This window comes from Streptomyces sp. NPDC021749 (assembly GCF_040640655.1).
In the GTDB taxonomy this organism is placed as follows: Bacteria; Actinomycetota; Actinomycetes; order Streptomycetales; family Streptomycetaceae; genus Streptomyces.
Window position 1 is genome coordinate 119,220 of record NZ_JBFACE010000018.1, and the last position, 20,376, is coordinate 139,595.

The 20,376-nt window shown below is 72.6% G+C and carries 14 protein-coding genes; 8 read left to right on the plus strand and 6 right to left on the minus strand.

Translation table 11 applies throughout. The annotated features are described in order from the left end of the window. Positions 1-45: 45 nt before the first annotated feature. Positions 46-1,788, plus strand: a complete 1,743-nt coding sequence (locus AB0G35_RS19845; protein ID WP_360950678.1) for a pyruvate dehydrogenase — start codon at positions 46-48, stop codon at positions 1,786-1,788. Positions 1,789-1,806: 18 nt separating this feature from the next. Here AB0G35_RS19845 and AB0G35_RS19850 read toward each other — a convergent pair whose 3' ends face one another. Further along, on the minus strand, positions 1,807-4,938 hold the full coding sequence (locus AB0G35_RS19850) for a glycoside hydrolase family 38 C-terminal domain-containing protein (RefSeq protein WP_360950681.1): 3,132 nt from the start codon (positions 4,936-4,938) through the stop codon (positions 1,807-1,809). Between the two features lie 192 nt (positions 4,939-5,130). Between AB0G35_RS19850 and AB0G35_RS19855 the strand changes: the two genes are divergently transcribed. Beyond that, positions 5,131-5,598 carry an ATP-binding protein gene (locus tag AB0G35_RS19855; RefSeq protein ID WP_360950684.1) on the plus strand — a complete coding sequence of 156 codons (468 nt, stop codon included), beginning with the start codon at positions 5,131-5,133 and terminating at the stop codon, positions 5,596-5,598. Positions 5,599-5,638: 40 nt separating this feature from the next. Here the strand turns inward: AB0G35_RS19855 and AB0G35_RS19860 are convergent, their stop codons facing one another. Both AB0G35_RS19860 and AB0G35_RS19865 read right to left on the minus strand, forming a co-directional pair. Then, entirely contained in the window at positions 5,639-6,739 is a 1,101-nt protein-coding gene (locus AB0G35_RS19860) for a DUF2637 domain-containing protein (protein WP_360950687.1), read from the minus strand. Positions 6,740-6,934: 195 nt separating this feature from the next. Beyond that, complete coding sequence (locus AB0G35_RS19865) at positions 6,935-7,774, minus strand: (2Fe-2S)-binding protein (RefSeq protein ID WP_360950690.1); 840 nt, start codon at positions 7,772-7,774, stop codon at positions 6,935-6,937. Between the two features lie 187 nt (positions 7,775-7,961). Between AB0G35_RS19865 and AB0G35_RS19870 the strand changes: the two genes are divergently transcribed. Then, the gene (locus tag AB0G35_RS19870) at positions 7,962-8,657 is read left to right on the plus strand and encodes a GntR family transcriptional regulator (protein ID WP_360950759.1); all 696 of its coding nucleotides are present in this window, start codon (positions 7,962-7,964) and stop codon (positions 8,655-8,657) included. Between the two features lie 135 nt (positions 8,658-8,792). On the opposite strand, the gene AB0G35_RS19875 is transcribed toward AB0G35_RS19870, so the two are convergent. From AB0G35_RS19875 to AB0G35_RS19885, 3 genes are all read right to left on the minus strand, one after another. Continuing rightward, positions 8,793-9,656 carry a hypothetical protein gene (locus tag AB0G35_RS19875; RefSeq protein WP_360950762.1) on the minus strand — a complete coding sequence of 288 codons (864 nt, stop codon included), beginning with the start codon at positions 9,654-9,656 and terminating at the stop codon, positions 8,793-8,795. Between the two features lie 455 nt (positions 9,657-10,111). Then, entirely contained in the window at positions 10,112-10,966 is an 855-nt protein-coding gene (locus AB0G35_RS19880; protein WP_360950765.1) for a hypothetical protein, read from the minus strand. Between the two features lie 489 nt (positions 10,967-11,455). Beyond that, positions 11,456-13,117: a PucR family transcriptional regulator ligand-binding domain-containing protein gene (locus AB0G35_RS19885; RefSeq protein WP_360950693.1), complete on the minus strand. Its 1,662-nt coding sequence runs from the start codon at positions 13,115-13,117 to the stop codon at positions 11,456-11,458. Between the two features lie 267 nt (positions 13,118-13,384). On the opposite strand from AB0G35_RS19885, the gene AB0G35_RS19890 reads away from it, so the two are divergent. The 5 genes from AB0G35_RS19890 to AB0G35_RS19910 all read left to right on the plus strand — a co-directional run bounded on the left by AB0G35_RS19890 (position 13,385) and on the right by AB0G35_RS19910 (position 20,240). Then, positions 13,385-14,272 carry a xanthine dehydrogenase family protein subunit M gene (locus tag AB0G35_RS19890; protein ID WP_360950696.1) on the plus strand — a complete coding sequence of 296 codons (888 nt, stop codon included), beginning with the start codon at positions 13,385-13,387 and terminating at the stop codon, positions 14,270-14,272. Further along, positions 14,263-14,883, plus strand: coding sequence for a (2Fe-2S)-binding protein (locus AB0G35_RS19895; protein ID WP_360950699.1), 621 nt, complete (start codon positions 14,263-14,265; stop codon positions 14,881-14,883). The genes AB0G35_RS19890 and AB0G35_RS19895 overlap by 10 nt, the downstream gene beginning before the upstream one ends. Positions 14,884-14,888: 5 nt before the next feature. Continuing rightward, positions 14,889-17,276 carry a molybdopterin cofactor-binding domain-containing protein gene (locus AB0G35_RS19900; RefSeq protein ID WP_360950702.1) on the plus strand — a complete coding sequence of 796 codons (2,388 nt, stop codon included), beginning with the start codon at positions 14,889-14,891 and terminating at the stop codon, positions 17,274-17,276. Positions 17,277-17,523: 247 nt separating this feature from the next. Then, a complete protein-coding gene (locus tag AB0G35_RS19905) occupies positions 17,524-19,011 on the plus strand; it encodes an NCS2 family permease (RefSeq protein ID WP_360950705.1) in 1,488 nt (495 codons plus the stop codon). Positions 19,012-19,052: 41 nt separating this feature from the next. Further along, entirely contained in the window at positions 19,053-20,240 is a 1,188-nt protein-coding gene (locus AB0G35_RS19910) for an XdhC/CoxI family protein (RefSeq protein WP_360950708.1), read from the plus strand. Positions 20,241-20,376: the final 136 nt, after the last annotated feature.

A 20,376-nucleotide genomic window follows, 5' to 3' on the forward strand; every position in this document is an offset into this window, starting at 1 on the left:
CCCTCGTACCCCGGCCCCCCTTCCGACCCTGGGAGCGACAGCGACATGGCGAAGCAGACCGTGGCCGAGCAGTTCGTGGACATCCTGGTGCGGGCGGGGGTGCGGCGCCTCTACGGTGTCGTCGGCGACAGCCTCAACCCGGTGGTGGACGCGGTCCGCCGGAACTCCGCCATCGACTGGATCCAGGTCCGGCACGAGGAGGCCGCGGCCTTCGCCGCCGGGGCGGAGGCGCAGCTCACCGGCAAGCTCGCGGCCTGCGCCGGTTCGTGCGGACCGGGCAATCTGCACCTCATCAACGGCCTCTTCGACGCGCACCGTTCCATGGCCCCGGTCCTCGCGCTGGCCTCGCACATCCCCTCCAGCGAGATCGGCACCACGTTCTTCCAGGAGACCCACCCCGACCGGCTCTTCGCCGAGTGCAGCCACTACAGCGAGCTGATCTCCAGCACCAAGCAGATGCCCCGGGTACTGCAGACCGCCATCCAGCACGCCGTCGGACAGAGCGGTGTCGCGGTGGTTTCCCTGCCCGGGGACATCGCCGCCGAGCCGGCGCCCGAGCGCGCCTTCCAGCACGCGCTGGTCACCACCCGGCCCCTGGCGCGGCCCGGGGACGACGAGATCGACGCGCTGGCCCGGATGGTCGACGACGCCCGCAAGGTCACGCTCTTCTGCGGCAGCGGCACGGCCGGTGCGCACGCCGAGGTGATGGAGTTCGCCGAGCGGGTCAAGGCCCCGGTGGGTCACGCCCTGCGCGGCAAGGAATGGATCCAGTACGACAACCCCTACGACGTCGGCATGAGCGGACTGCTCGGCTACGGCGCGGCCTACGAGGCGACCCACGAGTGCGATCTGCTGCTCCTGCTCGGCACGGACTTCCCCTACAACGCGTTCCTGCCCGACGACGTCAAGATCGTCCAGGTCGACGTCCGGCCCGAACACCTGGGCCGCCGCACCAAGCTCGACCTCGCCGTCTGGGGCGACGTCCGCGAAACGCTGCGCTGTCTCCTCCCCAAGGTCAGGGAGAAGACGGACCGCAGGTTCCTCGACCGGATGCTGAAGAAGCACGCGGACGCGCTGGAGGGCGTGGTCAAGGCGTACACGAGGAAGGTGGAGAAGCACGTACCGATCCACCCCGAGTTCGTCGCCTCGGTGCTCGACGAGGAGGCCGCCGACGACGCGATCTTCACGGTCGACACCGGGATGTGCAACGTCTGGGCGGCGCGCTACCTCACCCCCAACGGCCGCCGCCGGGTCATCGGCTCCTTCAGCCACGGTTCCATGGCCAACGCGCTGCCGCAGGCGATCGGCGCCCAGTTCCTCGACCGCCGCCGCCAGGTCGTCTCGATGTCGGGCGACGGCGGATTCGCCATGCTGATGGGCGACTTCCTCACCCTGGTCCAGTACGACCTGCCGGTGAAGGTGGTGCTGTTCAACAACTCCTCGCTGGGCATGGTCGAACTGGAGATGATGGTCTCCGGCCTGCCGTCGTACGGCACCACCAACCACAACCCGGACTTCGCGGCGATCGCCCGCGCGGCCGGGGTGTACGGGGTCCGGGTGGAGAAGCCCAAGCAGCTGCGCGGGGCGCTGCGCGAGGCCTTCAAGCACGACGGGCCCGCGCTGGTCGACGTCGTCACCGATCCGCACGCGCTGTCCATCCCGCCGAAGATCAGCGCGGAGATGGTCTCCGGCTTCGCGCTGTCGGCCGGCAAGATGGTGCTGGACGGCGGGGTCGGCCGGATGCTCCAGATGGCCCGCTCCAACCTGCGGAACATCCCCCGGGTGTGAGCCGCGGCGGGTGCACGGTCACCCGGCCGGGTGCTGGGGCCGGAGCCGCAGCGTCAGGATCTGGAACGGGCGCAGCTCCAGCGTCAGTTCCGCGGTCGGCCCCTCCTCCTCGTCGTGCAGCGGACGTTCCAACAGGTCGGTCACGGTGGCCCGTTCGACCGGGAAACCGGGCGAGAGGGTGCCGGTGGCGCGGCCGCCCCGGGACTCGTAGAGCCGGACCACCACGTCGCCGCTGCGGTCCTCGGCGAGCTTGACCGACTCGACGGTCAGCGCCGGGTGGTCCACGCGGACCAGCGGCGGCACCGGCGGCGCGGCGGCGGTCCGGAGGGGGAGGTTGAGGGCGAGGCCCTCGGCGACCGCGGCGCCGGTCGTGGCGCCGGGCAGCAGGGCGTAGCGGAACCGGTGGCTGCCCTGGTCGGTCGCCGGGTCGGGGCTGTGCGGAGCGCGCAGCAGGGTCAGCCGCACGGTCGTGCCCAGGCCCTCGGCGTGCGGGACGCGGGTGACGTCGTGGCCGTAGGTGGAGTCGTTGAGCAGCGCGACGCCGTAACCCGGCTCGGCCACCCGCAGCCAGCGGTGCGCGCAGATCTCGAAACGGGCCGCGTCCCAGCTGGTGTTGGTGTGGGTGGGCCGGTGGACGTGCCCGAACTGGATCTCGGCGGTGGACCGTTCGGCGTGCACGTCCAGCGGGAAGGCGGCCTTGAGGACCTTCTCCGACTCGTGCCAGTCGATGTCGGTGAGCACGTCGAGGCGGTGCGCACCGGCCCGCAGCGTCAGCTCCTGGACGACCCGGGACGCGCCGAACGACCTGGTCACCCGCACGGTCGCGGTCAGCGGCCCGGAGGCGAGCAGCTCGACGGAGTCGGCGGCGGTCAGATCGGTGTGCCGGTGGCGGTAGTGCCGGTCGAGGTCCCAGGCGTCGTACTTGGTCGGGTGGTCGGGGTGCAGCTGGAGCAGATTGCCCCGGGCGCCGGGCGCCAGCACCTCCCGGCCGGCGTGCAGATCGCGGACCGAGGCCAGCAGGCCGTCGGTGTCGAGACGGACCCGGAGCAGCCCGTTGTCGAGGGTGAGGGTGCCGTCGTCGCCGGTGGTGGCCCGGACGGGCGCGGGCGGCGGAACGGGAGAGCCCGGCCCGGGCGGGCGGACGGCCGCCGCACCCAGCGCGGGGACGTGCACCGCGACGGCCGAACCCCCGCCGTCCCCGTCTCCCGGCAGCTCGACGATCTCGTCCCGGTCGTACGGCGAGGCGTTGAACACCGTGGGCGGCGCGCCGTCCGCCGCCCGGCCCAGCGCGGCGAGCGCCTCCTCGATGATGCCGGTCAGCTCCGCCTCGACCGCCGCGTAGGTGTCCCGGGCCTCCCGGTGCACCCAGGCGATCGACGAACCCGGCAGGATGTCGTGGAACTGGTGCAGCAGCACGGTCTTCCAGATCCGGTCCAGCGCCTCGTACGGATACCCGTACCCGGCCTGCCCACCCCCGGCGGCGGCCGCCCGGACCGCCGCCGTCGCCGCCCACAACTCCGCCTCGCGCAGCAGGTGTTCACTGCGTCGGTTGCCCTGTTTGGTCTTGGCCTGCGAGGTGTACGTGCCCCGGTGGTACTCCAGGTACAGCTCGCCCGACCAGACCGGCGCGGTCGCCCCGTACTCCTCGTGGGCCGCCGCGAAGAACCGTGCCGGCGGTTCGATCTCCACCCGCGGGGAGCCCTCCAGGGAGCGCAGCCGGCGGGCCCGCTCCAGCATCTCGCGGGTCGGGCCGCCCCCGCCGTCACCCCAGCCGAACGGGACCAGGGAGCGGGTGGCCCGGCCCTTCTCCGCGAAGTTCCGTTCGGCATGGGCGAGTTCGGCACCGTGCAGCCGCGAGTTGTAGGTGTCGACCGGCGGGAAGTGGGTGAAGACGCGGGTGCCGTCGATGCCCTCCCACCAGAAGGTGTGGTGCGGCATCCGGTCGGTCTGGTTCCAGGACAGCTTCTGGGTCAGGAACCACCGTGCGCCGGCGAGCCGGGCCAGCTGCGGGAAGGCCGCGGTGTAGCCGAAGGAGTCCGGCAGCCAGATCTCCTCGGTCTCCACCCCCAGCTCCTCCAGGAAGAACCGCTTGCCGTGCACCAGCTGCCGGGCCAGCGCCTCGCCGCCGGGCATGTTGGCGTCCGACTCCACCCACATCGAACCGACCGGCGCCCAGGTGCCGTTGCGCACCGCCTCCTTGATGCGCTCCCAGACGTGCGGCTGGTGCTCCTTGACCCAGGCGTACTGCTGCGCCTGCGAACAGGCGAACACCAACTCCGGGTATTCGCCAGCGAGTTGGGTGACATTGGCGAAGGTGCGGGACGCCTTGCGGACGGTCTCCCGCAGCGGCCACAGCCAGGCGGAGTCGATGTGGGCGTGCCCGGTGGCCGAGAGCCGGTGGGCGCTGGCCGCGGCCGGCCGGCGGAGGACCCCGGCCAGCGCGGCCCGCCCGTCCTCCGCGGTGCCCGCCACGTCGTGCAGGTCCAGCGCGTCCAGCATGTCCTCCAGCGCCCGCAGGATCTCGTGCCGGCGCGGGCGGTCGGCCGGCAGCTGTGGCATCAGCTCGGCCAGCACCTCGATGTCGAGCACGAGGTGCCAGACGGTCTCGTCGAGGACCGCCAGGTCCGCCGAGGCGAAGCGGTACAGCGGACGGTCCGGCGCGGTGCGGACGTCGCCGAGGTCGGTGGGGCGGAAATCCCGCAGCACCGCCGGGTTCGCGGCGGCCTCCAGCAGCAGCCGCACCTCCTCACCGCCGCGGGCCGGCGCCCCGACGGGGACGTGCCGGTTGCGCGGATGGATCCCCTTCAGCGGTACGCCCTCGGCGTCGTACACCAGGCCCTCCGCCTGGAAACCGGGGCCGTCGCCGCTGAACCCGGGATCGATCACGGCCTCCACCCGCCGCCCCGCCCACCCCTCGGGCACCTCACCCGCCAGCCGGAACCAGCTCGTCGACCACGGCGGCCCCCACGCCTCGCCCACCGCGAACGGCACGTACTCCGCCCTCAGCGCCTCCGCCACCGGCCGCGGTTCGCCCGGCGCGTGCCACACGGCCACCCGCAGCGGCACCCGCGCCGCGTACACCGCGGGCCGGATGAACTGCTCCAGCGCCCGTGCCAGGCGCCCCTCCACCAGCAGTCGGTCGTCGTGCACGGCGGCTCCTCCCGCTCGTCCGGCCCCACCCGAGAGGCATACCCGGTGCGGCCCGCTCGCCCACCCGGCGCGCGGGCGACCGCGCGCCCCGAAGCGGAAGCGGACGGAAGCATGGCGACTGTCCCGATGGGCATGCTGAGCGTGAGGCTGTTCGAGACCGGACGCCGAGGTCCGTGGGGGGCGGGGGAGAGCATGCGTCAGCCTGTGCGGCGCGCGGAACGGGAAAGACGACAGACGACGACCGAGCAGGACGCGGGGGGTGCGGCGCGGGCGCCGGGCGTGCTGGAGCGGAAGGTGCGCCGGGCCGATCTGCGCGCTGTCGGCGAGGTCCGCAGGGAGCTGCGGCAATTACTCAGCCGGTGGGCGGCCCCCGGTGGCGGCGAACTCGCGGAGGTCGCCACGCTGCTCACCAGTGAACTGGTCACCAACGCCCTGGTCCACGCCGGGGGCGACGCGGTCGTCACTGCGAGCGTCGGCGACCGGCTGCGGGTCGAGGTGCGGGACTGTGCTCCCGGGCGCCCGGAGGTGCGTGCGGCGACCGCGGACGGGACGTCGGGCCGGGGGCTGATGCTGGTGCGCGCCCTGGCCGACGCATGGGGGATACGCAGCGAGGGATTCGGCAAATGCGTCTGGTTCGAGCTGGGCGGCGGACCGGCCTGACCAGGAGTCGGGGGTGTCGGTCGGCGCGGTCCGCCGCCGGTCAGCCGAATTGCCGTTCGATCTCGGCGAGTTTCTCCTCCAGGGAGTCCAGACGGGGCAGCGTCTGGGTGTCGTCCTCCGCGGTGAGGTCCACGGCCCGCCGGGGCCGGGCCGCGGGATCGGCGGTATCCGTGGCGGTGACCGCGTCGGGGTCAGCGCCGGACACGGCCTTGAGGGCCGGGCGGGAGCGCACCGGCAGCTCTACGGCGGGCAGGGGTGGCGGATCGCCCGCTATGGCGGAGTCCGGACCGGCCACCTCCGCGCCGGCGGGCGTGACCGCCAGCTGCCGGCCGGCGCCCCGGCCGATGCCCCAGCCGCGGTGCTGGCGGTTGATCGCCTTGATCCGGGCCCGGTCGAGTTTGCCCTGCTCGCGGCGGCGCAAGCGGTTCTGCTCCCGCTCCCGCCGGTCCTCGCGGACCTCCTCGACGGCCTCGTCCAGCGTCCGTACGCCCTCCAGCAGCATCAGCGACCAGGCCGCGAAGGTCTCGCGGGGCGCGCGCAGCCAGCGCACGATCCGGATCTGCGGCAGCGGCCGGGGCACCAGCCCCTGCTCCCGCAGCGCCGCCCGGCGGGTCTGCTTCAGCGCGCGGTCGAAGAGCACCGCGGCCGACAGGGACATCCCGGCGAAGAACTGCGGGGCGCCGGCGTGGTCCAGGCCGCGCGGCGCGTGCACCCAGTTGAACCACGCCGCGGCGCCCGCGAAGGTCCACACCAGCATGCGCGAGCCCAGCGCCGCGTCGCCGTGACTGGCCTCGCGCACGGCGAGCACCGAGCAGAACATCGCCGCGCCGTCGAGCCCGAACGGCACCAGGTACTCCCAGCCGTCGGTGAGGCCGAGGTTCTGCACGCCGAAACCGACCAGCCCGTGGAAGGACAGCGCGGCGGCGACCGCGGCACAGCAGAAGAGCAGGAGATAGGAGGCGGAGGCGAAGACGGCCTCCTTGCGGCGGCGGCGCTCCTCGCTGCGTTCCCAGGAGTCATCGCTGCCCGACTGCGCGGCCGTCCGGCGGCCGCGCACCACCAGCACCGCGGCGCCCATCACGGCCCCCAGCGACAGGACACCGGGAACCAGCCAATTCAGCGATATGTCGGTCATTCTCATTGTGGGGACCCCTTGCCTCGGATACGCGATTTCGCGCGACATCCTGGCGGAATCCGCCCGTCCCCCAAGGGCTTTCGGAGCAAGAGAACGCCAAGGAGGGGAAGGACCGGCAAATAGCGGACGCCACCCTCGAACTGCCGTATGCGCACGGCCTGTTGAGTTCGAATTCGGCGACCCGATCGGGTGGTGTGGGGGTCAGCTGGTTGCGGTGAGACGGGTGAGGCGATCCGCGTCGCAGGTGCGCGGACAGGTGATGCAGGTGTCCTCAGGACGCAGCGTGTAGAACATGCAGCAGCTGGCCCGGTCCCGGGTCTGCAGCGCCGCCCCGTCCGGACCGGTCAGCGTACGGAAACCGGCGCCGCCCACGTACGGGGCGGTGGCGCCCGGCAGCAGCCGCGCCAGCTCCGCCACCGCGCGCGGTTCCTCGCCCAGCAGGTGCCCGAGGTACCACAGCCCCTCGACGATCTCGTCGGACGCCATGCCCCACAGCGCCCGCGGGCCGCGCCGCATCCGGCCCCGGAAGCCCTCCAGGACGGGCGCCAGATGCCCGGCCACCGCCGTCCGCACCTCCGCCCGCAGCGCCTCCTCGTCCGGCACCACCCGGGCACCGGGCAGGGCCGCCGCCGGGTCGTCCGGAAGGCACCCGAACGAGCCGATGCGCACCGCCATCCGGCCCAGCTCCCGCTGGAAGCAGACATCCTGCACGGGCAGGTACGGCACCCGGCGGTGCAGGAACCACGGGATGGTGATCAGCAGGCAGGCCGGCCAGGCATAGCGGTGCAGCGCAAAACTCGCGACGACATCGGGCCGGGCGGTCTGCCCGTAATCCCGCCGGATCTGGGCGTCGTCCCAGGCCAGGAAGGACTCCAGGGCCTCACCGCCGGCCGCGAGCCCGGCCGCGCACACCCAGCCGTCCCCGGTCGGCGGCGCCGTGTCCCACAGGGAGACCCGCAGGCCGGGGAACACCTCGGAGAGGCGCGCGTAGGACTCGGCGACGGGGTGCGTGACGGGCGGGGCGGCGAGGGCAGAAGCCATGGGGGTGACCACCGAATCGCGAGCGTTGGGGAGGTAAGGCTTACCTTATCCGACACCTTACCCGGGCCCGTCGCGAGCCAGTCCTGCGCCACCTGTACGAGGGCCGTGGCCGGCCGTTCCGCCTCCTTCCGGATTTGAACTATCGCCAAGGCCGCCTATCGTGCTGGGAATGTCAGAAGAAGCCGCCATGGAGGGCACAGCGGAGCAGCAGCCGCGCGCACGGGCCTGGGTGCCCGCGCAGCCCGGTCCCGCCGCGCCCCGGCGGCATTCGGTCCGCGCCCAGGTGCTGGCCGCGCTGCGCCGGGCCCTCGTCGACGGGGAGCTGGCCCCCGGCGAGGTCTACTCCGGCCCGGCGCTCGCCGAGCGCTACGGAGTCTCCGCGACCCCGGTCCGGGAGGCCATGCAGCAGCTCGCCGGCGAGGGCGCCGTCGAGGTCGTGCCCAACCGCGGTTTCCGGATCGCCCAACGCAGCTCCCGCGACCTCGCCGAGCTGGCCGAGGTCCGCACCATGCTGGAGGTGCCCGCGATCGTCCGACTGGCCCGGGCGCTGCCCCCGGAGCGCTGGGAGGAGCTGCGCCCGCTGGCCGCCGCGGGCGTCGCGGCCGCCGCCCGCGGCGACCGGGCCGGCTACGCCGAGGCCGACCACGCCTTCCACCAGGCCGTGATGTCGCTCACCGGCAACCGCCGGCTCACCGAGGTCACCGGCGACCTCCTCCGCCGCGCCCAGTGGTCGGCGGCCGGCGGCACCCGACTGCGTACGGCAGAGCTACTGGCCGACGCCTCCGAGCACACCGCCCTGCTCGACGCCCTGATCGCCCAGGAGTACGCGGTCGCCGAGCGGATAGCCCGAGAGCACGTGTCGGTGGCTCGGCATCCGCACTGAGGGGCGGCATCCGCATTGGGGGGCATCCGCATGGAGGGGCGGCATCCCCATTGGGGGCGGCATCCCCATTCCGGTCCGCCGGTCCGCCGGTCCGTCCGCCCGGCCCGGTCGCCCGTACTGCCCGGTCCGGTCGAGTCAGCCCGGCAGCAGCTCCGTCAGCGGGAGTTCTGCGACCTCGGCGGCCGGCCGGGAGAGGTAGAAGTCGGCGTGGTAGAAGCCGTCGGACTCCTTGCCGGCGATGGACAGACCACGCCGGGCCAGTGCCTCGAACGCCGCGCGCCGCTCGTCGGCGTCGGCGAACTGCCGCTGGCGGAACGTACGGGTGGTGAGCTGCTCGGTCACCAGCCCGGCCCGGGCGAGCAGCGCGGACACCGGCCGGTAGGAGACCGTCCGCAGGACGAACGCGGCGACCCAGGGCGGCCGGCTCACGCAATCGAAGAGCCTGCCGAAGGTCCGGGCGGAGATGTAGCCGACACCGCCGGTGACGGTGATCAGATCGGTGCCGGCCAGTACGGCGCGCAGCTCCGGGCTCGGCTCGTCGAGCTCCAGGTTCTCCGCGAACCCGTGGTCGAGCAGGCCCACCGCGCGGGCATACCCCACGGCCCGCTCCGCCGCGTCGATGCCGGTCATCCGCACGGCTTCGGCGCGCCGCCGGGTGGCGTAGAACGTGCGGTCCTCCTCGGTCAGTTGGCCGGTCGTCGGACCGTCCGGGCGGTCTCCCGCATAGCGCGCGTAGAGGTCGGTCAGGGACAGCCGGTGGTTGAGCAGCGCCGCGTTCACCCCGTACGAGCAGCACAGGTCCACGACGCTCAGCGGGGGGCGGTCGCCGCGGCGCCGTCGCAGGTTCTCGGTCAGCGCGCGGAACACCGCCTGGCCGTGGTGCGGAATCTGATATTCCAGGGGTTGCAGCGTGGTGAAGTACCGACGGGGATCAGGGCAGTTGTAGATCGCCTCGAAATCCGCCTTGCCCCAGTCGGTTCCAGCGGTCGTGTTGGTCACTCCTGCTGCCACAGATGGCCTCCTGGTGGGCTCTGTCGTTGGGGAGGGGGCCCAGCTGGTCCTGGACCAGCATCCAGGCCGCATCGCCCGCTCACAGTGCGACTTGAGGCCATTCTCGGGGCAGGCGGGGCACTCCGCATCCCCACCGCCCGCGCGACCGGTACGCGTCGCCCACCTCATGGTTCGCCGCCCGGGCCGCCGCAGCCCGCCACCCGCCGACCATCGCGCCCCGGCCGATCCGCCGCCAGGACAGAACCGTTCCGGCCAATCGCGGCGAATCCCGGCATGGCTGAGGACGAGGTCTTGACATGCCCTGGACGGGTGGGGGATGGGGCGGGGGCGGGGGCGGAGTGAGGGAGCCGGCGGCTCGTGGGGAGCCCGGGGCGTTTCCGGGCCCGCCCCGGGCTGTTCGGGACCCGCCCCGGGGGGCCGGGATGTTGCTGGGTGTGGGTGGGTTACGTGGCTGCCGTAGTTGTCGAGAGGTGGTCGGCGAGCCAGGTGGGGACGCCGCCCATGAGGCGGAAGAGGCGGGCGGCCTCGGCGCGGAGCCGGTCCGCGTCGTCCTCCGGGGCGGCGTCGGCCAGCGCCGCGAGCGCCGGGGCCGTACCGACGAGGAAGCCCAGTTCCTCGCGGATCCGCAGGGACTCGGCGAACCCGTGCCGGGCCTCCGCCAACTCCCCGTCCCTCAGGGCGAGTCCGGCCAGATGGCGCCAGGTGAAGGACAGCAGCAGGGTGTCGCACTGGGCGGTGGCGCCGGCGTGCGCGCGGCGGTACGCGGCGCGGGCCGCGTCCGGGCTGTCCGCGACGTGTTCGGCCATGAGCCCACGCCGGAAGTCCAGCAGCGGGCGGCCGGCCGCGGTCGGGGCGAGCAGTGCGGCCGCCCGGCCGAGCGCCGAACGGGCCTCGTCGGCGCGGTCCCGTACGCCCAACACCGTTGCCGCGTAGGCGAGATGGCCGCGTTCGCAGGCCGCCCCGCCCCGTTCGTCGTCGTCGCCGGCCAGCGCCTCGGCGGCGCGCAGCGCGTCCTCCGCCTCGGCCCAGCCGGTGGCGGTGAACATGCAGCGCTCCACCAGGAGCGCGGCCCGCCGCAGCGCGGCCGGGGCGTGGTGGGCGGAGTGTGGTTCCAGGAGTGCGGCCGCGTCGTCCCAACAACCACGGGAACGCAGCCGCCAAACGGCACGGTCGAGGGGATCGTCCCCCTCGACCGTTCTGGCTGCCGGTACTTCCGGTGCGGGTGCCGGTGCTGGTACCGCGAGCGATACCGGATCGGCGGAACTAACGGAATCCGCGGCATCCGCGGACCCTGACATGGCGGTATCCGCCACATTGCCCTCCCCGAGCGCGCCATCGAGCTGGAAACAGGAAGCCTGGGCGAATCTCAGCACGGATCCCGTGGTGCGGCCAAGGGGGTGGGTGAATGAATTCACAATCGCGCCGCGGCCGGTCCGGAGGGGCGAGGGGGCCCTGATCGGGCCCGTCGCGGGGAGATCGCGCGGTGGCGCAGTGCATATGCCGCCGCCTGGAGTTGGCGCGATGACGCCCGTTCGGGTTACCCCGAATGGACCATTCCGGAACGGCGGGCGGGCGAGCGACTGGGCGAGCGAGCGAGTGGACGGCGAGTGGCCGACGAATGGGGCGACGAGTGGGCGGGCGCGCGTCACGGTGTGGCTCGGTGGGCGCGCCGGCGCCCGGGGCCCCGTCTCCCTGACCCGTCCCCTGGGCCCCGTGCCCCACACCCGTCCCCGGAGCCCCGTCCCCCACACCCGCCCTCGGGCCCCCGTCCCCGAGCCCCGTCCCCCTCAGCTCATCCGCAAGGCCAGGAAGAAGTCCAGCTTGTCCTCCAGCCGCGACAGGTCCCGGCCGGTCAGTTGTTCGATCCGGCCGACCCGGTAGCGGAGCGTGTTGACGTGCAGGTGGAGGCGGGTGGCGCAGCGGGTCCAGGAGCCGTCGCAGTCGAGGAACGCCTCCAGGGTGGGGATCAGCTCGGCGCGGTGCCGGCGGTCGTAGTCGCGGAGCGGGTCGAGGAGGCGGGCGGTGAAGGCGCGGCGGACGTCGTCGGGGACGAACGGGAGCAGCAGGACGTGCGACGCCAGCTCCTCGTGGCCGGCGGCGCAGACCCGGCCCGGGCGGGCCGCGGCCACCCGGCGGGCGTGCCGGGCCTCCTCCAGGGCGCCGCGCAGGCCCTCCGCCGAGTGCACCGAGGCGCTCACCCCGACCGTCAGCCGCCCGTCGCCGTCCAGCCCGCGGCCCAGCGGCTCCCGGACGACGGAGAGCAGCGCATCGGCGTGCAGCCCGGCCGCCGAGCCCTCCCCGGGCTCGTCCGGGACCGGCAGCGGCACCAGAGCCACCGCCTCGTCGCCGGTGTGGGCCACCGCGATCCGGTCGGAGGGCTCCGGCCCGAAGGTGCCCGGGTCCACCAGCACCTCCTCCAGGAGGGACTGTGCCACCGGGCCGCCGGGCACGTCACCGCCTTCCCACTCGACCCGGGCCACCACGATCTGCCAGTGCGGTGCGGTGCCCAGGCCGGGCAGCAGCACCGGCGCCGCGACCCGCAGCCGGGCAGCGATCTCGGCGGGCGGGGCACCGGTCTGGACGAGTTCCAGCACCTCCTGCGCGAGCCGTCGGCGGACCGTGCGGGCGGCGTCGCGGCGGTCCCGTTCGACGGCGATCAGCTGGGTGACGCCGTGCAGCAGGTCGAGCCGCTCCTCGGACCAGTCGCCGGCGTCCGCCTCGACCGCCAGCAGCCAGTCGCTCAGCAGCGTCTGCCGCAGGTCACGGCTCTCGTGGCGGATCGGGAACAGCGAGTACGTGCCGTCCTCCAGGGTGAGCCGGTGGGGGCCGCGCCGGCCGGTGCGGGCGGCCGCCAGATGCTCACCGGCGAGCCGGGCGGCCAGGCCGGCGGGCAGCTCCGGTCCCGAGCCCGCCAGCGTCGATCCGGCGATCTGCCGACCGGTGGGGGAGAGCACCCAGGCCCGCAGGTCCAGGTCGGAGCCGAGCAGGTCCAGGACCACCTCCGGGCCGCCGCCCGTGGGGCCCGACGTCATCAGCCGGCGGTGCCGGTCCACCACGGCCGCCAGGTCACCGGCCCGCTCGCTGGAGACCTGCCGCACCACGTGCTCGGTGATGGACGCGAACGACACCGTCTCGTCCACCGAGAACAGCGGCAGGCGGTGGCGGGCGCAGGCCTGGACGAGATCGTCGGGGATCGCGCCCAGCTCGGCCTCGCCCGCGGCGAGGCCGGCGACCCCGGCGGAGGCCAGGATCCGTACGAACGGTTCGGAGTCCTCCGGCTCGCGGCGCCAGGCCAGACCGGTCAGCACCAGTTCGCCGCCGGAGAGGTAGCGGCTGGGATCCCGCAGGTCCGTGGTCATCACGCCGCGTACAGTGCGGTCCAGTTCGTCCTCGCCGCCGAGCAGTCGAAGGCCCAGGGTGTGGGTGTCCAGGAGTGCGCGGAGCCGCATGACCTCGCCCGCCGTTCTTTGCTGTCTGGTGTTGCCGGTGGAATGCCGCGAGGTTTCAGAGCCTCGTCTTTCGTTCGAATCTACAAGACAGGTGGCTTGGCCAGCCAACCGCTTCATGGTTTCGGTGACTGCACCGGGCGGGTCCCGGGCGCGTTCACTAACTCCAACCGCGTGAACAAGACATGAACGGCTCGATGGCGACGCGGGCCCCGGCTCCTCACCATGAGCAGCGAACCACCCCCATTCTTTTCGTAGAAGAGGCCACCCATGGACTTCCTTCGCCCCGCCAGCTGGGAGGAGGCGCTCGCCGCTAAGGCCGAGCACCCGACCGCTGTGCCCATCGCGGGCGGCACGGACGTGATGGTCGAGATCAACTTCGACCACCGCCGCCCCGAGTACCTGCTCGACCTGAACCGCATCGGTGACCTGAGCGAGTGGGAGGTCGGAGAGAAGACCGTGCGCCTCGGCGCCTCCGTTCCGTACACCAAGATCATGGAGAACCTGCGGGCCGAACTCCCCGGTCTCGCGCTCGCCTCCCACACCGTCGCCTCCCCGCAGATCCGCAACCGCGGCGGCGTCGGCGGCAACCTCGGCACCGCCTCCCCGGCCGGTGACGCCCACCCCGCGCTGCTCGCCTCCGGCTGCGAGGTCGAGGCCGAGTCCGTCCGCGGCCGCCGCATGATCCCGATCGACGAGTTCTACGTCGGCGTCAAGCGCAACGCCCTCGCGCCCGACGAGCTGATCCGTTCGGTGCATCTGCCCAAGGCCGACGGCCCGCAGCAGTTCTCCAAGGTCGGCACCCGCAACGCCATGGTCATCGCGGTGTGCGCCTTCGGCATCGCACTGCACCCCGAGACCCGCACGGTCCGCACCGGCATCGGCTCCGCCGCCCCCACCCCCGTACGGGCCCGCGAGGCCGAGGACTTCCTCGCCGCGGCCCTGGAGGAGGGCGGCTTCTGGGAGTCCGGCAACCCCATCCCGCCGTCCGTGGCCAAGCAGTTCGCGCAGCTCGCCTCCGGCGCCTGCAACCCGATCGACGACGTGCGCGGCAGCGCCAAGTACCGCCGGCACGCGGTCGGCATCATGGCGCGCCGCACCCTCGGCTGGACCTGGGAGTCCTACCGCGGCAATGAGAGGAGCGCACAGTGCGCGTGACATTCACCGTCAACGGCCGCCAGCAGGAGGCCGACGACGTCTGGGAAGGCGAGAGCCTGCTGTACGTCCTCCGCGAGCGGATGGGCCTCCCCGGCTCCAAGAACGCCTGTGAGCAGGGCGAATGCGGTTCTTGTACGGTCCGCCTTGACGGTGTGCCGGTGTGCTCCTGCCTGGTCGCCGCCGGCCAGGTCGAGGGCCGCGAGGTGGTGACCGTCGAGGGCCTGGCGGACTACGCCAAGCAGCGGGCCGAGCACGGCGGCTGCGCGAGCGGCGCCTGCGGCAGCTCCGGCACGAGCATCGACGCCGCCCGGCAGTGGCAGGCGAAGCCGTCCGGCGACTCGCAGACCGGTGAGAACACCGAACTGTCCCCCATCCAGCAGGCGTTCATCGACGCCGGCGCGGTCCAGTGCGGATTCTGCACCCCGGGCCTGCTGGTCGCCGCCGACGAACTGCTGGAACGCAACGACTCCCCGTCGGACGCCGACATCCGCGAGGCGCTGTCGGGCAACCTGTGCCGCTGCACGGGCTACGAGAAGATCCTCGACGCCGTCCGGCTGGCGGCCGCCCGCGGCGCGTCCGCTTCCTCCGCGACCACCGGACAGGGGGTCTGATCACCATGGCCGGTGTCACCCGCACACCCACCAACCTGACCCAGGGCGGCAAGACCAAGGCCGGCATCGGCGAGTCCACGCTGCGGCCGGACGGCACCCTCAAGGTCACCGGCGAGTTCGCGTACTCGTCCGACATGTGGCACGAGGACATGCTGTGGGGCCAGACGCTGCGCTCCACCGTCGCGCACGCCGAGATCAGGTCGATCGACATCTCCGAAGCCGTGGCCATGCCGGGCGTCTACGCCGTGCTCACGTACGACGACCTGCCCACCGACGTGAAGAACTACGGCCTGGAGATCCAGGACACCCCGGTCCTCGCGTACAAGAAGGTCCGCCACCACGGCGAGCCGGTGGCGCTGGTCGCCGCCGACCACCCGGAGACCGCCCGGCGCGCGGCCGCCAAGATCAAGATCGAGTACGCCGAGCTGCCGCTGATCACCGACGAGGCCTCGGCGACCGCCCCGGACGCGGTCCTGGTCCACGAGAACCGCGACGACCACCACATCGGTCACGTCCCGCACCCCAACATCGTGCACCGCCAGCCGATCGTCCGGGGCGACGCGGACGCGGCCGCCGAGCGCGCCGACGTCATCGTCAAGGGCGAGTACACCTTCGGCATGCAGGACCAGGCATTCCTCGGACCGGAGTCCGGCCTGGCCGTACCCGCCGAGGACGGCGGCGTCGACCTCTACGTCGCCACCCAGTGGCTCCACTCCGACCTGCGCCAGATCGCCCCCGTCCTCGGCCTGCCCGAGGAGAAGGTCCGGATGACGCTCTCCGGCGTCGGCGGTGCCTTCGGCGGCCGCGAGGACATCTCGATGCAGATCCACGCCTGCCTGCTCGCGCTGCGCACGGGCAAGCCGGTCAAGATGGTCTACAACCGGTTCGAGTCGTTCTTCGGCCACGTCCACCGGCACCCGGCGAAGCTCTACTACGAGCACGGCGCCACCAAGGACGGCAAGCTCACGCACATGAAGTGCAAGATCGTCCTGGACGGCGGCGCCTACGCGTCGGCCTCCCCGGCGGTCGTCGGCAACGCCTCGTCCCTCTCCGTCGGCCCGTACGTCATCGACGACGTCGACATCGAGGCGATCGCGCTCTACAGCAACAACCCGCCCTGCGGCGCGATGCGCGGCTTCGGCGCGGTCCAGGCGTGCTTCGCCTACGAGGCGCAGATGGACAAGCTCGCCGCGAAGCTGGGCATGGACCCGGTCGAGTTCCGGCAGCTCAACGCCATGGAGCAGGGCACGATCATGCCGACCGGGCAGCCGGTCGACTCCCCGGCCCCGGTCGCCGAACTGCTGCGCCGTGTCAAGGCGATGCCGCTCCCGCCGGAGAACCAGTGGGAGACCACCGAGGGCGCCGACGTCCGCGCGCTGCCCGGCGGACTGTCCAACACCACCCACGGCGAGGGCGTGGTACGCGGTGTCGGCTACGCGGTCGGCATCAAGAACGTCGGCTTCTCCGAGGGCTTCGACGACTACTCCACCGCCAAGGTGCGCATGGAGGTCATCAACGGCGAGCCGGTCGCGACCGTACACACCGCGATGGCGGAGGTCGGCCAGGGCGGCGTCACCGTCCACGCCCAGATCGCCCGCACCGAGCTGGGCGTCCAGCAGGTCACCATCCACCCCGCCGACACCCAGGTCGGCTCGGCAGGCTCGACCTCGGCCTCCCGCCAGACCTACGTCACCGGCGGCGCGGTGAAGAACTCCTGCGAGGCCGTGCGCGAGAAGGTCCTGGAGATCGGGCGGCGCAAGTTCGGCTCGTACCACCCGGCGTGGGCCACCGCCGAACTCCTCCTGGAGGACGGCAAGGTCGTCACCGACGGCGGCGAGGTGCTCGGCACCCTCGTCGACGTCCTGGAGGACGAGGCCGTCGAGGTCGAGCTGGAGTGGCGCCACCGGCCCACCGAGGCCTTCGACCTGCACACCGGCCAGGGCAACGGCCACGTCCAGTACTCCTTCGCGGCGCACCGCGCGGTCGTCGAGGTGGACACCGAGCTCGGCCTGGTCAAGGTCATCGAGCTGGCCGTCGCCCAGGACGTCGGCAAGGCCCTCAACCCGCTGTCCGTCGTCGGCCAGATCCAGGGCGGCACCACCCAGGGCCTGGGCGTGGCGGTCATGGAGGAGATCATCGTCGACCCCAAGACCGCGAAGGTGCGCAACCCCTCCTTCACGGACTACCTGATCCCCACGATCCTCGACACCCCGACCATCCCGGTCGATGTGCTCGAACTCGCCGACGAGCACGCCCCGTACGGGCTGCGCGGCATCGGCGAGGCCCCGACCCTGTCGTCGACCCCGGCCGTCCTCGCGGCGATCCGGAACGCGACCGGGCTGGAGCTCAACAAGACGCCGGTGCGCCCGGAGCACCTCACCGGCACACAGTGAGCCGTCCGGGGGTGCTCCCCCGGACCCCGGCCTCCGGGCGGTACGCGACAAGGGGTGTCCCTGTCCGTCCTCCTCCGCGCACCGCCCGGAGCCGCCCCCCTCGCACCACCGCAGTCGCTGCTGCCTCGTACGCAGTCAGTACCCCACGTTCGCCTCGGGCCGTCCCCCGGGTCGTGCAGCCGAAGATCCATCCCAAATCTCGCATCCCCCTCGCGAGTGCCCCTATGAACCTTGGGAGTTAGGCACCATGACCCAGCAGTCCACTGAGCCGAGGACCACGGCGGAAGACGCGGGCGACGGCTCGCGCCAGCCCGCCGGCCGGTCCTGGCTCGACCGGTACTTCCACATATCCGACAGAGGGTCGACGGTCGGCCGGGAGGTGCGTGGCGGCGTCACCACCTTCATGGCGATGGCGTACATCATCCTCCTGAACCCGGTGATCCTGACCACGACGAAGGACATCACCGGCGCCACCCTCAACGCGGACCAGGTGACCACGGCGACCGCGCTCGCCGCCGCCGTCACCACCATCGTGATGGGCTTCCTCGGCAATGTCCCGCTCGCCCTGGCCGCCGGTCTGAGCGTGTCCGCCGTGCTGTCCTTCCAGGTCGCCCCGCAGATGACCTGGGACAACGCCTTCGCGATGTGCATCATCTACGGTGCCGTGATCGTTCTGCTGGTCGTCACCGGCGCACGGGAACTGATCATGAACGCGATCCCGTTGCCGCTCAAGCACGCCATCACCATGGGCATCGGCCTGTTCGTCTGCCTCATCGGCCTCGTCCAGGCGGGCTTCGTCACCTCCATGCCCGGCCCGGGCGGCATGGCCGGCGCCAAGCCGATCCAGCTCGGCACCGCCGACATGCTCACCGGCTGGCCCGTGCTCTGCTTCGCCTTCACCGTCCTGCTGATCTTCCTGCTGCAGGTCCGCAAGGTCCCCGGCGCGATCCTCATCGGCATCGTCGGCGGCACCGTCTTCTCCGCGATCGTCCACCAGGTCGCCGGGCTGACCGTCAAGGACTGGGGCGGCCGCAACGCCCCGGTGATCTCCGGATCCGTCGTCTCCACCCCCGACTTCGGACTGCTGGGCCACGTCTCCTTCAGCGGCCTGGGCGACGTCGGCGGCATCACCATCGGCGTCATCGTCTTCACCCTCGTCCTGGCCGGCTTCTTCGACGCCGTGGGCACCATCATCGGCATCGGCCAGCAGGCCAACCTCGCCGACAAGGACGGCAAGATGCCCGGGCTGAACAAGGCCCTGGCCATCGACGGTGCGGGCGGAGTCGTCGGCGGTCTCACCGGCGCCTCCGGCCAGACCGTGTTCGTCGAGTCCACCGCGGGCGTCGGCGACGGCGCACGGACCGGCCTCGCCAGCGTCATCACCGGTCTGGGCTTCGCGCTCTGCCTCTTCTTCACCCCGTTGGCGCAGGTCATCCCCACCCAGGTCGCCGCCGCCGCGCTGGTGGTGATCGGCTCGATGATGCTGACCAACGCCAAGCACATCAACTGGGACGACCCGGCGACCGCCATCCCGGTGTTCCTGACGACGGTCCTCATGCCGTTCACGTACTCCATCACCGCGGGCATCGCGGCCGGCGTCCTCGCCCACGTCGCCATCAAGGCTGTGCAGGGCAAGTGGCGCGAGCCCGGCTGGCTGATGTGGGTGCTCTCCCTCGTGTTCCTGGCCTACTTCTCGCTCAACCCGATCGAGAACTGGCTGGGCGTGCACCACTGACCCGCCGCATCCACCCATCCGCCATCCGTAAGGAGACCGACATGCTGGACATCGCCGACGAGCTGCACCGGTGGGTCGAGCAGGGCCGTGAGTTCGCGGTGGCCACCGTCGTGGCCACCAACGGCAGCGCGCCCCGCCAGCCAGGAGCCGCCCTCGCCGTGGACGGCGACGGCACGGCGATCGGTTCGGTCTCCGGCGGATGCGTGGAGGGCGCGGTCTACGAACTGTGCCAGGAGGCGCTGCGGACCGGCGAACCGGTCCTGGAGCGCTTCGGGTACAGCGACGAGGACGCCTTCGCCGTGGGCCTGACCTGCGGCGGCATCATCGACATCCTCGTCCAGCCGATACGGACGGGCGCCCCGCGCTCCGCACACCGCGGAGCCGCGGGGGAGTGGGTGGACAGCACCGCCGACACGCTCGCCGCCGGGCTGGCCGCCGCTGCCGCCGGGGAGGCGGCGGCGGTCGCCCGGATCATCGAGGGCCCCGCCGAACTCCTCGGCCGGGCCCTGCTCGTCCGCCCCGACGGCACCCACCAGGGAACCCTCGGCGGCCACCCCGCCCTCGACCGCACCGCGCTCGCGGAGACCCGCGCCCTGCTCGACGCGGGCCGCACGGCCACGCTCGACATCGGCGCTGACGGCTCCCGGTGCGGCCGGCCGGTCGTCCTTCTCGTCGAATCCTCCGTCCCCGCGCCCCGCATGATCGTCTTCGGCGCCATCGACTTCGCGTCCGCGCTGGTCAGGGTCGGCAAATTCCTCAACTACCACGTCACGGTCTGCGACGCCCGCCCCGTCTTCGCGACCCGCACCCGCTTCCCCGACGCCGACGAGATCGTCGTCGACTGGCCGCACCGCTACCTCGACTCCCAGGAACTCGACGGCCGCACGGTGCTGTGCGTCCTCACCCACGACGCCAAATTCGACGTACCGCTGCTGGAGCGCGCGCTGAAGCTTCCGGTCGCCTACGTCGGCGCGATGGGCTCGCGCCGCACGCACCTGGACCGCCTGCAGCGGCTGCGCGACGTCGGCCTCACCGAACTCGAACTCAACCGGCTCCGCTCGCCGATCGGCCTCGACCTCGGGGCACGTACCCCCGAGGAGACCGCGCTCTCGATCGCCGCCGAAATCGTCGCCAACCGCCGCGGCGGCACGGGCACGCCGCTAACGGGTGCGCACACCCCGATCCACCACGATCCGACGCCTGCCCACCGCATCGACTTCGTCGCATAGCCGCCCACGTACCTGTCCGCGGCGCCGCGGGGCGTCTGGCCGTTGCGTGCTTGGCGGCGCCGCAAAGCGCAACGGGGAGCAACAACCGCGGCGGGGCGGCCAAGTACGTGGGAGGGCCGGCTATTCGGTTGCTGTG

What these genes read in the sequence shown, in the direction of transcription:
- AB0G35_RS19860 (WP_360950687.1), bottom strand. Translation starts at nt 6,739, where the DNA reads ATGAGAATGACCGACATATCGCTGAATTGGCTGGTTCCCGGTGTCCTG.
- AB0G35_RS19910 (WP_360950708.1), top strand. Translation starts at nt 19,053, where the DNA reads ATGCTGGACATCGCCGACGAGCTGCACCGGTGGGTCGAGCAGGGCCGT.
- AB0G35_RS19855 (WP_360950684.1), top strand. Translation starts at nt 5,131, where the DNA reads ATGCGTCAGCCTGTGCGGCGCGCGGAACGGGAAAGACGACAGACGACG.
- AB0G35_RS19890 (WP_360950696.1), top strand. Translation starts at nt 13,385, where the DNA reads ATGGACTTCCTTCGCCCCGCCAGCTGGGAGGAGGCGCTCGCCGCTAAG.
- AB0G35_RS19865 (WP_360950690.1), bottom strand. Translation starts at nt 7,774, where the DNA reads ATGGCTTCTGCCCTCGCCGCCCCGCCCGTCACGCACCCCGTCGCCGAG.
- AB0G35_RS19885 (WP_360950693.1), bottom strand. Translation starts at nt 13,117, where the DNA reads ATGCGGCTCCGCGCACTCCTGGACACCCACACCCTGGGCCTTCGACTG.
- AB0G35_RS19845 (WP_360950678.1), top strand. Translation starts at nt 46, where the DNA reads ATGGCGAAGCAGACCGTGGCCGAGCAGTTCGTGGACATCCTGGTGCGG.
- AB0G35_RS19900 (WP_360950702.1), top strand. Translation starts at nt 14,889, where the DNA reads ATGGCCGGTGTCACCCGCACACCCACCAACCTGACCCAGGGCGGCAAG.
- AB0G35_RS19870 (WP_360950759.1), top strand. Translation starts at nt 7,962, where the DNA reads ATGGAGGGCACAGCGGAGCAGCAGCCGCGCGCACGGGCCTGGGTGCCC.
- AB0G35_RS19880 (WP_360950765.1), bottom strand. Translation starts at nt 10,966, where the DNA reads ATGTCAGGGTCCGCGGATGCCGCGGATTCCGTTAGTTCCGCCGATCCG.
- AB0G35_RS19905 (WP_360950705.1), top strand. Translation starts at nt 17,524, where the DNA reads ATGACCCAGCAGTCCACTGAGCCGAGGACCACGGCGGAAGACGCGGGC.